The sequence below is a fragment of the bacterium genome (assembly GCA_026708055.1).
In the GTDB taxonomy this organism is placed as follows: domain Bacteria; phylum Actinomycetota; class Acidimicrobiia; order Acidimicrobiales; family CATQHL01; genus VXNF01.
The window spans coordinates 1-14,489 of record JAPOVS010000017.1 but is presented as its reverse complement, the minus strand read 5'-3'; the positions used below and the strand labels follow the sequence as shown (position 1 = coordinate 14,489).

Below are 14,489 nucleotides of genomic sequence, written 5' to 3'. Positions count from 1 at the left end.
GGTTCCCCCACCGATTGCTCAGCACTTGGGGGCTTGGCCGCGCAGTGGCCCGCACTGTGTCGACGCTGCTCGGGTAGACTCCTGAGCGTGATAAAACCGCTGGTCGAAGGCGTCACGACAGCCGCTCCCGGCGAATCCGGTCCCCCTCGCCCGGTGCTGTCGCCGGACGAGAAGCGGGTCCTCGCCGCACTCGCGCGGCGTCCCCTCGGGCTCGCCGGATGCGCCTCGGTCGCAGTGGCATCCGGGGTCGGCGACGGCGAGGTTCGTCAGGCCCTCGGACGGTTGGAAGCGCTGGGGCTGGTGAGCGGCGACGTGGAGGTCGTTCATTCCCGTCCCGTGCGCCGGGAGGTCGTGTGGCGGCTGCGGGTGGGCGAGCAGTGGTTTGCCGCGGCGCCCGAGGTGCAGCGCACTCCGATACCCACGGTGCCTCCCGAGCCGATGACGGATCGCCTGCCCCAGAGATTCCACCAGCAGTTCTGGTGGGGCGACCCCTCGGTCATCAGGCTGCCGCGCGACGCGGCGTTCGTGGCCGAACAGTTGCTCTCCTGCGACGACATAGAGTCGTGGGCATGGGTCATCTCGACGCTGCCCGCCGACGTGCTGGAGCAGGTGGCCGCAGACGAGACCACATCGCCGGAGACCGCGGCGATGGTCCGTAACGCTTTGGCCGAGCGGTGTGCGGAAGCTGTCTGAACTGGTCGAGGTTCTGAGCGACAGCACAATCGCTGTCTGGCCGAAGGTCGTCTCCGTGGTTCCCGAGGGCACCGTGCTAATGGGGGGAACGGCGCTCGCAACCTGGTTGCGTCACCGTCGGAGCGAGGATCTTGACCTGTTCACGCCCGACAGGTTCGACCCGGACCCCTTGGAGGATTCCCTGGGACGAGTCGGCGAATTCGTGCTGTCCCGAAAGTCTGCGGGGCATCTGCACGGGACCCTCGACTCGGTGAGGCTCGACATTCTGTGGAACGCCGGTGCCGTCACACTCGAGGCGCCGATCCCCGTCGCCGGTCTCGACGTCGGCTCGGTTCCTGACATCATGGCGGCCAAACTCGCCGCCATCACCGACCGCCACATCCTGCGCGACTACTTCGACGTCATGTGCATCGAGACTCTCGGCGGAATCAGCATCGAGCAGGGCCTCGTCCTCTATGCCCGACGATATGGGCTTTCGCTGCGGCACTCGTCCATCCACGCGCTCGTGCGAGGGCTCGGCTATTTCGCCGACGTGAAGGACGATCCGATGTTGCGCGCCACGGTGGGTGAGGATGTCCGAGACAGCGTGGCACGGCACTTCCAGGAACGGCACCCACAGATCGTGCGGGCGTTTCAACGCGGCCTGGGCTTCGCGGCCGATGTCTGATAACGCCGGGCGGACCTGTAGCGGCGGCTGAGCCGCTGGCCTGTTCGCGGCGCCGTACAGTCAGTTCAGGCAGACCGCCGGGGCGGTGTAGGGGAGGCCCAGGGACTTGGCCACGGCGGGTTCGGTGATGCGGCCCTCGTACACGTTGAGTCCGTCGCGCAGTCCGGCGTCGGCTCGCATGGCCGCCAACGGACCTACATCCGCTATCCGCAGCACGTACGGGAGGGTGGCGTTGTTGAGCGCCAGGGTGGAGGTCCGCGGCACGGCGCCGGGCATGTTCGCCACGCAGTAGTGAACGACCCCTTCGGCGGTGAAGGTGGGATCGGCGTGGGTCGTGGGATGTGAGGTCGCCGCGCAACCGCCCTGGTCGATCGCCACGTCCACCAGCACCGCACCCGGCCGCATCTCCTTCACCATCTGCTGGGTTATCAGCCGGGGAGCCCGGGCGCCGCGCAGCAGCACGGCCCCGACGACGAGGTCGGCACCGACCACGGCGCTCTCGAGGGCCCCAGCGTCGGAGCGGCGGGTCCTCAACGACGGGCCGAAGCGCGCCGCGAGCTTCCCCAGCACCACCGGGTCTCTGTCCAGCACCGTCACGTCGGCGCCGAGCCCCAGCGCCATCTGGATGGCGTTGCTGCCGACCACTCCGCCGCCGAGGACCACGACCGGGGCGGCGGCGACGCCGGGCACGCCCCCCAGCAGAACGCCCCGGCCGCCGGCGGCACCTTCGAGGCAATGGGCGCCGGCCTGGATGGCCATCCGACCCGCCACCTGCGACATGGGTGCCAGCAGAGGCAACCGGCCGGCGCTGTCGGTTACCGACTCGTAGGCGATCGCGGTCACGCCGCTCGCCAGGAGTTCCGAGGCCTGCTCCGGATCGGCCGCCAGGTGCAGGTAGGTGAACAGGGTGTGATGGGAGCGCAGCCGGGCACGTTCGGCGGCCTGCGGCTCCTTCACCTTCACGATCAGCTCGGCCACGTCGAAGATGCCGTCCGCGCTCGCCACGACCGTCGCCCCGCGGGCCGCGTAGTCCTCGTCGCTGAATCCGGCGCCCGCACCCGCACGGTGCTCGACGAACACATCGTGACCCCGGGCCGCCAACTCTTGCACGCTGTCAGGGGTCAGCCCGACGCGCCGTTCCTCGTTCTTGATCTCCTTCGGGACGCCGATGTGCATGATCACCTCCTCGTCGTGTCAATCACAAGAATAGTGCGCTGTATGGCGAAGTAACAAGTCACCCATTTGGAGAATTCCCAAGTCGTGCACAAGATTTGCGCAATCCGATGCAATAGCGCACAATACTCGCCATGGAATCGCTGGATGCCACGGATCGGCAGATCCTGAACGAGTTGCAGAGCGACGGTCGCGTCTCGCACGCCGAGCTGGCCGCGCGAGTCGGCCTGTCCACCTCGGCGTGCCACCGGCGGGTGCGACGCCTGGAGGCCAGCGGCTTCATCGCCGGGTACGTGATGATCGTGAACCGCAAGGCCATCGGCCGCGACCTGGACGTGTTCGTGGAGGTGTCGCTGCTCAGCCAGAGCAAGGAGTCGCTACGGCTCTTCGAGTCGGAGGTGGGGGACTGCCCCGAGGTGATGTCCTGCCACCTGGTGGCCGGCGATGCCGACTACCTGCTGCACCTGGCGGTCAAGGACCATCGCGACTTCGAACGCATCTTCAACCGCTACCTGTCGCGCTTCACCGGTGTGTCGCGGCTGCGGTCCAGCTTCGCCATCCGCACCGTCCACGAGACCACGCGGCACGTGCTGTAGCAGCCGCCCTCTCGGACCGGGCCGCCGAAACCACCCGACCGGGCGCTCAACAGCGGTCGGATCTCAGCCGTAGGCCCGCTCGTAGGTGAGGATCTCCTCCGCCCAGTTGCGCACCTTGTCGCCGGGGATCGGCCCGTGGGCCGGCCAGGGGCCGCTGAGGTCCACCCGCCGGCCCCGGCTGATGACCTCGCTGATGCGGCTGCGGTCGTTCAGCAGCCGGATGTCGGCCAGCGGATCACCGTCGAGCACCAGCACATCGGCCAGGCAGCCTTCGGTGATGGTGCCGATGCGGCCCTCGAGCCGCATGGCGATGGCACCGTTGGCGGTGGCGCAGACGATGGCTTCCATGGGGCTGAGGCCCAACTCGTTCACGAGGATCTCCGCCTCCCGGCCGTGCCAGTGCCCGTAGGGGGTGAGCGCGAACCCGGCCTCGGAACCGCACAACAGCGGCACACCGGCGTCGTAGGCGGCGCGCATCATCTTGGCGGTGGCGGCGATTTCTCCCCGGAAGATGTCCTCCATGCCGGCGCCGGCTCCCACCGTCGAGCCGAAGTCCGCCAGGTTCGCGAGGAACGTGAAGGTGGGGCAGAGGGCGCTGCCGGAGTGGATCGCTGCCTCGAGTCCCTCGGCGTCCATGAAGGAGGCGTGCAGCAGCATGTCCACGCCGGCCTCCGCGCAGGCGGTCACGCTCTCGGGGCTGCGACAGTGCGCCATCACCGAGGTGTCGAGCTCGTGCGCCGTGTCGCAGACCGCCCGCAACTCGTCGCGACTCCATCCCAGGACCTCGCCGGAGCGTCCCGGCAACAGCCCGGTGGCGTGGATCTTGATCCAGTCGGCGCCGTACTTGATGTGCCGGCGGGTCCACATCACGGCCTCGTCGAGGGAGTTGACCACTTGGGCGTAGCCCACCACGCCTTCGTCGGGGATCAGCCGCCCGGCGGTGCCGCCGACGGCCGTGACCAGCGCCTGCACACCGGTGCTGATGCGCGGCCCCGCCACGACGCCGGCCTCGACGGCGTTGCGCAGCGACGGACCCATGGAGAACAGCGTGTCGGGGTCGCAATAGGCGGTGACCCCCGCCCGCAGCATCTTGGTGAGGTTCTGGCCCGCCACCAGCGCGGCCGTCGCCGGGTCGCGGTGGAAGAAGAGCTCGTCGTTGGACTGCACGTCGTCGAAGGTGGCGTGGCAGTGGGCGTCGATGAGCCCCGGCATGACCGTCCGTCCGCCGGCGTCGATGCGCTCGGCCCCTGCGGACGCGGCCTCGGCAGCTGCCGGTCCGACGACCTGGATGTGGTCGCCCCGCAGCAGCACACCCGGATTGGGCCGTGCCGGCGCGCCGGTGGCGTCGATGAGGGTGCCGCCGGAGATGAGGATCTCGCCACCGCCGGCGGGGGACGCCTCGTCGCTTGTCGCCGGTGTGCTCATCGTGCGGTCGCTCCCATACGGCGGTCGGGGCCGGATCAGCTTATCCTCGCGGGGAATTCCGGCCCCGACCGAAGGAGCGGCCATGATCCGCCATTGCGTGCTGTTCAAGTGGAACGACGAAGTAGACGACGCCAAGCGGGCGGCGTTTCTCGAGGGCCTCGTGGAGCTGCTCGAGACGCACGAGGCTGTGCGGGGCTTCGCCCACGGTGGCGACGCCGGTATCAATGCCGGCAACCACGACTTCGCTGTCACGGTGGACTTCGACGACGAAGCGGGATTCGTCTCCTACCGCGACGACGGCGGCCACCAGGCGTTCATCGCCTCGAGGGTGCGTCCCATCCTCGAGGCGCGGGCCGCGGTGCAGTTCGAGTACTGACCTGACGCCCCGGCCGGTGCCGGGGACGATCCGACCCTGCACCACCGGCCCGCCGCGGGGCTGGTGTGGCCCGCGGTGCTAGTGTTGCCAACGATGGCAAAGTCCGCTCCGGCAGCCAGCCGTTTAAGCGCGCCCGCAGCAGGCTCGAAGCCGCCGGCGCGTCGCTCGGGCGCCGGCGGTACGCCACCCGAGGAGCCGTCGGCCCTCGCCGGCTTCTACCGGGCGTATCGAGCGGAGATCTGGGCGCTTCTGGCCTTCGTGCTGGCCCTGCTGAGCGCCCTGGGTGTCTACGGCGACTTCGGCGGGCTCGTCGGGGCGGCATTCCGGCGCGCCGCGGGCGTGACCGTGGGCTGGGGGCGACTGCTGGTGCCGCCGGCGCTGGCCGCGGTGGGCGTGCTGCTGATCATCGGCCGTTCCCGCGAACCCACCGAGACCGATGGTGACCGGCAACCCTCGGTGCGCATCCTGGGCGGCGGCCTGGTGATGACGGCGCTCGCCGGCATCCTCCACCTCGCCGCCGGCCGTCCGACCTGGGGCGACGGCCTGGTGGACTTCGAGGGTGCCGGCGGTTACGTGGGCTTCGCCTCCGGCGGTGCCCTCGCCCTGCTGGCCGGGGTTGCCGGCGCGGTGGTCGTGCTGGTGGCGGTTGGTCTGCTGGGGTGGCTGGCCCTCAGCGGCATGTCGCTCGGCACCGTGGGGCGCGGGATCTGGTGGGTGCTGCGCCGGGTGGGACTGAGTCTGGCTGCTGTGGTCCGCCTCGTGGTGTCCGACCGGCGCTCGGAGGGTGAGGACGAGGAGCCCGCGGAAGGTGCCGGCGCGGCTGAGGGTCCGGTCCCGGAGGGGGAGACCACCTCCGGGGAGTTGCCTCCTGGCGCCGCTGGGCAGCCGCCGGTGGTGATACCCGCCGCCGCGCCCCTGTCGGGCGGTCCGCGGCCGGCGGAGCAGGCGCCCCCATCCCCCGAAGGCGCCCCCGGATCCCGCCGGCGGGGGCGGCAGGCGGAGTCGCCGGCCGCTCAGGTGGCAGCGGCCGGGGATGACAGCGGCCAGTGGCGGCGCCCCAACCTGGGGATCCTGAAGCGGACGCCCGCCCAGGAGGTGGATGGCCGCCTCATCAGCGAGCGCGGGCGGGCGCTGGAGGCGGCGCTCGCCGCCCACGGCGTGGAGGCGACGCTCGCCGACGTGGTGGTGGGCCCGACGGTCAGCCGCTACGAGCTGGTTCTGGCCGAGGGGGTGAAGGTGGCCAGGATCACCGCGCTGTCCCGCGACATCGCCTATGCCCTGGCCTCGGCCGAGGTGCGCATTCTCGCTCCGATTCCCGGCCGGCAGGCCATCGGTGTGGAGGTTCCCAACCCGGCGCGCCACGCGGTGACCCTGGGTGACATCCTGGCCTCGGATGATGCGGCGGCCGCCTCCCATCCCCTCGACGTGGCCCTCGGGCGCGACATCACCGGGCAGGCCGTCATGGTCAACCTGGGGCGGATGCCGCACATCCTCATCGCCGGCGCAACCGGATCGGGCAAGTCGTCCAGCCTCAACTCCATCATCACCACGATCCTGATGCGCTGCACGCCCGAGCAGGTGCGGCTGATCCTGGTGGATCCCAAGATGGTGGAGATGCGGCAGTACGCCAACGTGCCGCACCTGCTGACCCAGCCCGTGATCGATCCGAAGAAGGCCGCCAACGCCCTCGGCTGGGCGGTGCGGGAAATGGAGCGCCGCTACGAGTTGCTGTCCCGGGTGGGCTGCCGCGACATCACCGGCTACAACGAGATGTACGAGGCGTCGCTGGCCGCCGGTGGTGGCGAAGCTGCGGGCGACCACGAGGAGGAGGCGCTGAAGCGGCTGCCGTTCATCGTCATCGTGGTGGACGAGCTGTCGGATCTCATGATGGTCGCCCCGCGCGAGGTGGAGGACGCCATCTGGCGCCTGGCGCAGATGGCCCGTGCCGTGGGAGTGCATCTCGTGATCGCCACGCAGCGACCCTCCACGAACGTCATCACCGGGGTCATCAAGGCCAACATCCCGGCGCGCATGGCGCTGTCGGTGTCGAGCCTCACCGACAGCCGCGTCATCCTGGACCAGGCCGGGGCGGAGCGGCTCGTGGGCAACGGCGACATGCTGCTGCTGGACGGCACCGCGGGGACGCCCCAGCGCATCCAGGGGGCCTGGGTCAGCGAGGAGGAGGTCCGTCGCGTGACGGCTGTCTGGTGCCGCCAGAACGTCCGCCGGCCCGAGTCCGAGGCGATCACCGCGGAGGATCTGGCGACTCCGACCCTGATGGGCAGCCGCGACTCCGGCGACCCCGACGACGACGAGTTGCTGGAGGCGGCCATGGAGTTGGTGGTGGACAGCCAACTCGGTTCCACCTCCATGCTGCAGCGCAAGCTGCGCGTGGGGTTCGCCCGGGCCGGGCGCCTCATGGATCTGTTGGAGCAGCGCGGTGTGGTCGGTCCGTCAGAGGGCTCCAAGGCCCGCGAGGTGCTCATGACTCCACAGGAGTTCGCCACCGAGCAGGCCGCCGCCCACCGGAACGGCGGGAGTTCGTAGGCTGAGCCGGTGAGCAGAGCTGTCGACCGGTTCGCGGCGGCGGCTGCCGGCCTCGGCGTGGACTTGCGTGTCACCCGCTTTCCCACCGGGACCCGAACCGCCCGGGACGCAGCCGCGGCGGTGGGCTGCGAGTTGGCCCAGATCGTCAAGTCGCTGGTGTTCGTGGCCGGTGGCCGGGTTGTCGTGGCGCTGGTCTCCGGCGCCGACAGGGTCGACACCGGACGCCTGGGTGCCGCCGCCGGTGCCGGCGATGCCCGCCAGGCCCGTGCCGAGGAGGTCGCGGACGCCACGGGGTTCTCCATCGGCGGCGTGCCGCCCTTCGGCCACGCCCGCAAGCTGGAGACCTTCCTGGACCGGCGACTGCTGGATTTCGAGGAGGTGTGGGCGGCGGCCGGCACCCCCGACGCCTGCTTCCCGATCGCGCCCGGCGAGCTGGCGCGACTCGCCGAGGCCCGTGTCGTCGACGTCGCCGTCGGCGCGGTGAGCGGGCCCACCGGTTCGTAGACTCGACGCGGACATGGCGATCCTCGACAAGCTCCTCCGAACCGGCGAGGGGCAGAAGCTCAAGGCCCTGGAAGGGCTCGTGCCCCACATCGGCGGCCTGGAACCCGAGATGCAGGCGCTGAGCGACGAGGGGTTGCAGGCCCGCACGCCCGCACTCCGGGAGCGCCTCGCCAACGGCGCCGATCTGAATGACCTGCTGGCGGAGGCATTCGCCGTCATGCGGGAGGCTGCGTGGCGGGTCATCGGCCAGCGGCACTACGACGTGCAGCTCATGGGAGGGGCGGCGCTGCACCTGGGCTGGGTCGCCGAGATGCGCACCGGCGAGGGCAAGACGCTCGTCTCCACCCTGCCGGTGTATCTGAACGGCCTTACGGGCGAGGGCGTCCACGTGGTCACCGTCAACGACTACCTGGCCAGTCGCGACGCCGACTGGATGGGACAGATCCACCGCTGGTTGGGCCTGAGCGTGGGCCTCGTGATCCCCGGCGTTCGGGACCAGGACTTCAAGCGCCAGCAGTACGCCTGCGACATCACCTACGGCACCAACAACGAGTTCGGTTTCGACTACCTGCGGGACAACATGGCGCTCTCCGCCGCCGAGCGGGTCCAGCGCGGCCATCGCTACTGCATCGTGGACGAGATCGACTCGATCCTCATCGACGAGGCCCGCACGCCGCTGATCATCAGCGGCCAGGTGGCCGAGGCCGCCAACACCTACTACCGGTTCGCCTCCATCGTGCGCCGCCTGGTGCGCGACGAGCACTACGAGGTGGACGAGGAGAAGCGCACGGTGGCCCCCACCGAGGAGGGCGTGCACGCCGTGGAGCGCGCTTTGGGGGTGGAGAACCTCTACGACTCGGTGCAGGTCAGCTACGTGCACCACCTCGGCGCGGCGCTGCGGGCCAAGGAGCTGTACCGGCGCGACAAGGAGTACATCCTCAGCGACGGCGAGGTGAAGATCGTCGACGAGTTCACCGGGCGCATCCTCGACGGGCGACGCTGGTCCGAAGGACTGCACCAGGCCGTCGAGGCCAAGGAGGGCGTCAAGATCCAGGAGGAGAACCAGACCCTCGCCACCATCACCCTGCAGAACTACTTCCGGCTCTACGAAAAGCTCGCCGGCATGACCGGCACCGCACAGACCGAGGCCAGCGAGCTGCACGGCACCTACGACCTGCAGGTGGTCTCGATCCCCACGCACAGGCCCATGATCCGCGCCGATCAGCCCGACCTGGTGTACCGCACCGAGGAAGCCAAGTTCGACGCCATCGTCGACGACATCGCCGAGCGGGTCGAGCGCGGCCAGCCGGTGCTGGTGGGCACCATCTCGGTGGAGAAGTCCGAGAAGCTCTCGGGCCACCTCACCCGCCGGGGCATCGCGCACGAGGTGCTGAACGCCAAGCAGCACGCACGCGAGGCCGAGATCATCGCGCAGGCCGGGCGCCTGGGGCGGGTGACGGTCGCCACCAACATGGCCGGGCGCGGCGTCGACATCATCCTCGGTGGGAACCCCGAGGCGCTCGCCCGGCGGGATCTGCTGGCCGACGGCTACGACCCGCAGTCCGAGGAGTACACCAAGGCATACCCCAAGCTGCTGGCGAGCCACAGCGAGCACTGCGGGGCCGAGGGCGAGGTGATCAAAGAGTTCGGCGGCGTGTACGTGGTGGGCACCGAACGCCACGAGAGCCGCCGCATCGACAACCAGCTGCGGGGCCGCTCGGGCCGCCAGGGCGACCCGGGGGAGAGCCGCTTCTACCTGTCCCTCGAGGACGACCTCATGCGCATCTTCGCCACCGGCGCCATGAACTGGGTGATGGCCCGCTCACTGGACGACGGCGTGCCCATCGAGTCCAAGATGGTTACCAAGTCCGTGGAGCGGGCGCAGACCACCGTGGAGCAGCGCAACGCCGAGACCCGCAAGAACGTGCTCCGCTACGACGAGGTGATGAACAACCAGCGGCGGGTCATCTACGAGATGCGCGGCCAGATCCTCCAGGGCGCGGAGCTGCGCGAGCAGGCCCTCGAGCACCTGCAGTCTGAGGTGGAGGCGATCGCCGCCGATCTGCCGGAGGATGAGCCGTGGGACCACCGCAGCATCCTGGTGACCGCCGGGAACCTGTGGCCGACCGACTTGACGCCCGAGGATCTCGCCGCCGAGCCGACGCCCGAGTCGCTGGGCGCCCGGTTGCTGGACGATGCCACGGCGTTGTATGCCAGGCGGGAGTCCGAGATCGGCACCGAGGTGATGCGCGGTCTCGAGCGCCAGGTGATGCTGCGGGTCATCGATCAGCACTGGCGCACCCACCTCTACGAGATGGACTACCTGAAAGAGGGCATCCACCTGCGTGCCGCCGGCCAGAAGGATCCGCTGAGCGAGTGGCAACGCGAGGGTTTCGAGATGTTCGGTGACCTCATGCAGCGGATCAGGCGGGATTTCGTGCGCATGATCACCCACATCCAGGTTGTGAAACCGGAGACCGAGCAGGTCTCGGCGACGCGCAACGTCACGTACTCGGGCCCCACCGACCCCTCCGAGGCGCCCAGCGCGCTGGCCCAGGCGGCCGCCGCCGCTGCCGGCGTGCCGCTGGCCGGTGCCAAGCCCGCCGCCGCACCGAGCGCCGCGGGCAAGCCCGCTGCGGGCACCGCAACGCTGGTCCGCAGCGCGGCGGAGAAGACCGGCCGCAACGCGCCCTGCCCGTGCGGCTCGGGCAAGAAGTACAAGCTCTGCTGCGGTCGCTGAGCGACCGGAGGCCGCCGCCAGTGCGCGGCAACGCGATCCCGTCCCCCGCCCGCCGTCCCGTCCCCCCGGAGCGCCCGTGAACGAGGACTTCAGCGATGATCTGGCCGAACTGAGCCGGCGCCTGGAGCAGTCCGAGCATTACCTGGGCATCGCCGGCCTGCGCGCCCGGCGACCGGCTCTGGAGATCGAGGCGGCCCGCCCCGAACTCTGGGACGACCCCGAGCGGGCGCGCCGGGTTGCCCAGGATCTGGCGGCGGTGAACGACGACATCGAGAGCTTCGAGCGGCTGCAGGCGCGTCTCGAGGACGCCGACACGCTGTGGCAGCTGGCCACCGAGCTGGACGACGACTCGGTGCTGGCGGAGATCGCCGAGTCCGTGGACTCCCTGCGGACCGATTTCGACGCCCTCGAATTGCGTGCGCTGCTGGCCGGCAGCTACGACGAGCGCGACGCCGTATGCAGCATCCAGTCCGGCGAGGGCGGCACAGACTCCCAGGACTGGGCCTCCATGCTTTTGCGCATGTACGGCCGCTGGGCGGAGCGCCGGGGCTTCAGCTTCGAGGTGGAGTCGGTGACCGAGGGCAAGGAGGCGGGGATCACTTCGGCGGAGTTCAGCGTCAAGGGGCGCCACGCCTACGGGCTGCTGCGCAGCGAGCACGGCATCCACCGGCTGGTGCGCATCTCACCGTTCAACAAGGAGGGCAAGCGCCAGACGGCCTTCGCATCGGTGAAGGTCGTGCCCTTCTTCCCGGAGATGGCCAAGGAGGTGGAGATCGACGAGTCGGAGCTGCGGGTCGACACCTACCGCTCCTCGGGCGCCGGCGGCCAGCACGTCAACGTCACCGACTCGGCGGTGCGCATCACCCACCTGCCGACCGGTCTCGTCACCTCCAGCCAGGCGCAGCGCAGCCAGCACCAGAACCGGGAGCGCGCCATGCAGATGCTGGCCGCCAAACTGCTGGATCTCGAGCGCCAGAAACGCACCGACGAGGTGGCCGAGATCGCCGGCGCCGCCCAGCGGATGGGCTTCGGGAGCCAGATCCGCTCCTACGTCCTCTACCCGTACCAGATGGTGAAGGACCTGCGCACCGAGCACTCCACCTCCAACCCCGAGGCGGTCCTCGACGGCGACATCGACGATTTCGTGGCCGCCTACCTGCGCTGGTGCCGCTCCCAGGAGGTCTCTGCCGGACAGTAGAATTCGGGGCAGTGACTACTGTGACACGGCCCGATGTCGCCAGTCTCGCCGAACCGCCGCTTGGTCTGTCGTCCACCGAGATGTGCGTCCTTGCGGCTCTCTCGCGCCGCCCCCGGGGCCTCAGAGGGGTGAGCGCTGTCGCGTTCGTCACTGCCCTGGCACCAGCCGATGTGGCCTCAGCGCTCGATGATCTTGAAGATCGCGGGCTCGTGACACCCGAGTCCGAGACGGGTGTGCCCCCCGCCGCGTCAGCGGAGCGGACCGTCTGGCGTCTCGTCGCCGGAGACGCCTGGTTCAGCGTGGCCGACGCTGTGCGAACCGTGGAACTTCCCGAGCTGCCGCGTGCCCCGATGCCGGAGAGGTTGCCGGAGCGTTTCGCCAAGCTGTTCTGGTGGGGAGACCCGGACCTGATCGAGCTCCCCCGCGACGCGGCTTTCGTCGCCGAACACCTTCTCACCTACCACGACATCGACGCGTGGGCGTGGGCGCTCGAGGCGCTGCCCCGGGAGGCTCTCGAGCGCGTCGCCGACAAGGAGTGCATCCCGCCGGAAGTCAAGGCCATGATCCGTAACGCCCTCAGCGAGCGCGGTGAGCCCACTGAGTGAGTTCGCCGAGGTACTCGGGCCAGCCACACGCGCAGCCTGGCCCGCTGTGGCAGAGACGGTCCCCGCCGGGACTGTCCTGATGGGCGGAACCGCCTTGGCGATGCAGCTGAGGCATCGCCGCAGCGAGGACCTCGACTTGTTCACGCCCCACGCCTTCGACCCGGATCCGCTGCACGCCGCGCTCGAGGCGCGGGGCGACTTCCGCCTCACCCGCAAATCCCAAGGACACCTCCACGGAACCTTCGACGGCGTCAAGATCGACATTCTCTGGGGTGCCGACGCGGCGACACTACGCCCGCCCACGCTTGTCGCTGGCATCCCCGTCGGGTCGCTGCAGGACATCATGGCTACGAAATTCCGCGCCATCAGCTCCCGCCATCTGCTGCGCGACTACTTCGACGTCATGTCCCTCGAGCAGCTCGCCGGGATCACCGTCGAGGAAGGGTTCGCGCTGTATCTGCAGAAGTACGGGCTCTCCGTCAACCACGGTTCGGTGCATGCACTCGTGAGAGGGTTCGGCTATTTCGACGATGTCATGGACGATCCCATCCTGCGGGGCATGGTCGGCGAGGACGTTCGTGATCGCGTCGTCGGATTCTTCACCGCCCGCCACCCCGCAATCGTCCGCTCTGTCATGCAGGGCCCGAGTTCCCGGACCTGAACTAGCATGCCACCCGTATCGACAGACAGGAGTTCTGGGTCATGCGGTACGCCTACCCGTGCAGCATCGTCCGAGATGGGGCTGAGGCGCGGGTCAGCGGGCGGGAGGCCTGGATGGTGACGTTCCCGGATCTCAACGGTGCCAATTCGGGCGGCTGGTCGTGGACCGAGACCTACGATCTGGCGCACGACTGCCTGTCGGTCGCTCTCGGGATGTACGTCAAGGCCGGCGAGGACATTCCCGAGCCCAGTCCGCCGGACGACGGGCAGGTAGTCATCCCGGTTCCGCCTGTCGTTGCCGCGAAACTGGCCCTCTATTCGGCGATGCGAGAGCAGGGTGTCACGAACGCCGCTCTCGCTATCCGGCTCGGCCTGTCGGCGCATGCGGTGCGCCGATTGCTGGCTCTTCGGATTTGAGCGGGGAGTGGGTGTCTGAGGGGTGGGGCGGTGGGCTTGGATACGGCGATCACTGAAATTCCCCACTTCTGACCACTGAAATTCCCCATCCCGGGGGTCCACCGGTTGGGGTCGGGCTCCTGTGTGTGGGCGTGGAGAGACGTTCAGCACACAGGAGGCTGAGTTCCATCGGTCGGTGCGTGTCGTCTGGGGGTCGAGGCTCGAGCGCCGCCTCCTCTGGCGCCGTCACAGGTTTCGAACACCAGGACCAGAACAGCGGGCGACGCGTCGGCCGTTGCCCGCGCCGCGAAGGCGAAACCGACGGCGGCAGCCGTCCGGGCGCGCTCCGGCGGTCGAGAGGCCGCGCGGTTCGCTGCTATTGGGCCGTGTCGCCGGTCTGGTCGTTCAGCCGGGCGCGCAGGGCGGCCACTTCGGCTTCGGTGGCGTCGCGTTGGCGGCGGGTCTCGTCGTGGTCGGGGAGCCAGAGGCCGGTCTGCGGGTCGCGGAGGCGCAGGCGGTGCGGTTCAGCGTGCAGGTCGAGGCCGAGGACGGCGCTGTGCCCGCGGAGGCGGCCGTCGCCGTCGCGGTCCACTGCGATGGGTGCCCAGGCGTCGCCGGCGCGGCGGTCGCCCTGCAGGGCGGGGGTGTAGTAGTCGCCGCCGGTGGGGTCGAGGCGCCAGTACTCGCCGACTCCGACTTCGAGGTACACGGCGGGCTTGACGTTGAGGTCGCTGTTGTGGGTCTTCTCCGAGGCGATCTCCAGGACGAAGGCGGGCGGCGCGCCGGCGTCCCAGAGCCGGTAGCTGAAGTCCAACTCGAGGGCGCCGGGGTCCACGCCGAAGCTCACGAAGAGGTCGGGGACGACGAAGGCGGTGTTGGGCTGGGGGCGGTAGTAGAGGTTGCGCTCGG

At 69.7% G+C, this 14,489-nt stretch carries 14 protein-coding genes; 11 read left to right on the top strand and 3 right to left on the bottom strand.

The window, feature by feature from the left end; translation table 11 throughout:
- The first annotated feature begins 87 nt into the window (after nucleotides 1-87).
- Together OXG55_01355 and OXG55_01350 are read left to right on the top strand one after the other, a co-directional pair.
- Entirely contained in the window at nucleotides 88-693 is a 606-nt protein-coding gene (locus tag OXG55_01355; GenBank protein ID MCY4101903.1) for a hypothetical protein, read from the top strand.
- The gene (locus tag OXG55_01350) at nucleotides 677-1,360 is read left to right on the top strand and encodes a nucleotidyl transferase AbiEii/AbiGii toxin family protein (GenBank protein ID MCY4101902.1); all 684 of its coding nucleotides are present in this window, start codon (nucleotides 677-679) and stop codon (nucleotides 1,358-1,360) included. Before OXG55_01355 ends, OXG55_01350 begins: the two co-directional genes overlap by 17 nt.
- Before the next feature lie 60 nt (nucleotides 1,361-1,420).
- Here OXG55_01350 and ald read toward each other — a convergent pair whose 3' ends face one another.
- Nucleotides 1,421-2,536: an alanine dehydrogenase gene (ald, locus tag OXG55_01345; protein MCY4101901.1), complete on the bottom strand. Its 1,116-nt coding sequence runs from the start codon at nucleotides 2,534-2,536 to the stop codon at nucleotides 1,421-1,423.
- Nucleotides 2,537-2,667: 131 nt separating this feature from the next.
- Here ald and OXG55_01340 point away from each other — a divergent pair, with 131 nt between their 5' ends.
- Nucleotides 2,668-3,129: an Lrp/AsnC family transcriptional regulator gene (locus tag OXG55_01340; GenBank protein MCY4101900.1), complete on the top strand. Its 462-nt coding sequence runs from the start codon at nucleotides 2,668-2,670 to the stop codon at nucleotides 3,127-3,129.
- Between the two features lie 63 nt (nucleotides 3,130-3,192).
- Here OXG55_01340 and OXG55_01335 read toward each other — a convergent pair whose 3' ends face one another.
- Nucleotides 3,193-4,554, bottom strand: a complete 1,362-nt coding sequence (locus tag OXG55_01335) for an amidohydrolase family protein (GenBank protein ID MCY4101899.1) — start codon at nucleotides 4,552-4,554, stop codon at nucleotides 3,193-3,195.
- 82 nt (nucleotides 4,555-4,636) lie between these two features.
- Between OXG55_01335 and OXG55_01330 the strand changes: the two genes are divergently transcribed.
- From OXG55_01330 to OXG55_01295, 8 genes are all read left to right on the top strand, one after another.
- Nucleotides 4,637-4,930, top strand: a complete 294-nt coding sequence (locus tag OXG55_01330; GenBank protein ID MCY4101898.1) for a Dabb family protein — start codon at nucleotides 4,637-4,639, stop codon at nucleotides 4,928-4,930.
- Between the two features lie 93 nt (nucleotides 4,931-5,023).
- Nucleotides 5,024-7,477: a DNA translocase FtsK 4TM domain-containing protein gene (locus tag OXG55_01325; GenBank protein MCY4101897.1), complete on the top strand. Its 2,454-nt coding sequence runs from the start codon at nucleotides 5,024-5,026 to the stop codon at nucleotides 7,475-7,477.
- Between the two features lie 9 nt (nucleotides 7,478-7,486).
- Nucleotides 7,487-7,981 carry a YbaK/EbsC family protein gene (locus OXG55_01320; GenBank protein ID MCY4101896.1) on the top strand — a complete coding sequence of 165 codons (495 nt, stop codon included), beginning with the start codon at nucleotides 7,487-7,489 and terminating at the stop codon, nucleotides 7,979-7,981.
- Nucleotides 7,982-7,994: 13 nt separating this feature from the next.
- Complete coding sequence (secA, locus tag OXG55_01315) at nucleotides 7,995-10,721, top strand: preprotein translocase subunit SecA (protein MCY4101895.1); 2,727 nt, start codon at nucleotides 7,995-7,997, stop codon at nucleotides 10,719-10,721.
- A gap of 76 nt (nucleotides 10,722-10,797) precedes the next feature.
- The gene (gene prfB / locus OXG55_01310) at nucleotides 10,798-11,919 is read left to right on the top strand and encodes a peptide chain release factor 2 (protein MCY4101894.1); all 1,122 of its coding nucleotides are present in this window, start codon (nucleotides 10,798-10,800) and stop codon (nucleotides 11,917-11,919) included.
- Nucleotides 11,920-12,047: 128 nt separating this feature from the next.
- Nucleotides 12,048-12,524, top strand: a complete 477-nt coding sequence (locus OXG55_01305; protein ID MCY4101893.1) for a hypothetical protein — start codon at nucleotides 12,048-12,050, stop codon at nucleotides 12,522-12,524.
- Nucleotides 12,525-12,603: 79 nt separating this feature from the next.
- A complete protein-coding gene (locus tag OXG55_01300) occupies nucleotides 12,604-13,185 on the top strand; it encodes a nucleotidyl transferase AbiEii/AbiGii toxin family protein (protein ID MCY4101892.1) in 582 nt (193 codons plus the stop codon).
- A gap of 113 nt (nucleotides 13,186-13,298) precedes the next feature.
- Nucleotides 13,299-13,601 carry a hypothetical protein gene (locus OXG55_01295; GenBank protein MCY4101891.1) on the top strand — a complete coding sequence of 101 codons (303 nt, stop codon included), beginning with the start codon at nucleotides 13,299-13,301 and terminating at the stop codon, nucleotides 13,599-13,601.
- Between the two features lie 355 nt (nucleotides 13,602-13,956).
- Here OXG55_01295 and OXG55_01290 read toward each other — a convergent pair.
- Nucleotides 13,957-14,489 (bottom strand): Uma2 family endonuclease (locus tag OXG55_01290; protein ID MCY4101890.1); only part of this gene is annotated, 533 nt, incomplete at its 5' end.

What these genes read in the sequence shown, in the direction of transcription:
- secA (MCY4101895.1), top strand. Translation starts at nt 7,995, where the DNA reads ATGGCGATCCTCGACAAGCTCCTCCGAACCGGCGAGGGGCAGAAGCTC.
- OXG55_01325 (MCY4101897.1), top strand. Translation starts at nt 5,024, where the DNA reads ATGGCAAAGTCCGCTCCGGCAGCCAGCCGTTTAAGCGCGCCCGCAGCA.
- OXG55_01340 (MCY4101900.1), top strand. Translation starts at nt 2,668, where the DNA reads ATGGAATCGCTGGATGCCACGGATCGGCAGATCCTGAACGAGTTGCAG.
- OXG55_01335 (MCY4101899.1), bottom strand. Translation starts at nt 4,554, where the DNA reads ATGAGCACACCGGCGACAAGCGACGAGGCGTCCCCCGCCGGCGGTGGC.
- OXG55_01295 (MCY4101891.1), top strand. Translation starts at nt 13,299, where the DNA reads ATGGTGACGTTCCCGGATCTCAACGGTGCCAATTCGGGCGGCTGGTCG.
- ald (MCY4101901.1), bottom strand. Translation starts at nt 2,536, where the DNA reads ATGCACATCGGCGTCCCGAAGGAGATCAAGAACGAGGAACGGCGCGTC.
- OXG55_01300 (MCY4101892.1), top strand. Translation starts at nt 12,604, where the DNA reads ATGGGCGGAACCGCCTTGGCGATGCAGCTGAGGCATCGCCGCAGCGAG.
- OXG55_01330 (MCY4101898.1), top strand. Translation starts at nt 4,637, where the DNA reads ATGATCCGCCATTGCGTGCTGTTCAAGTGGAACGACGAAGTAGACGAC.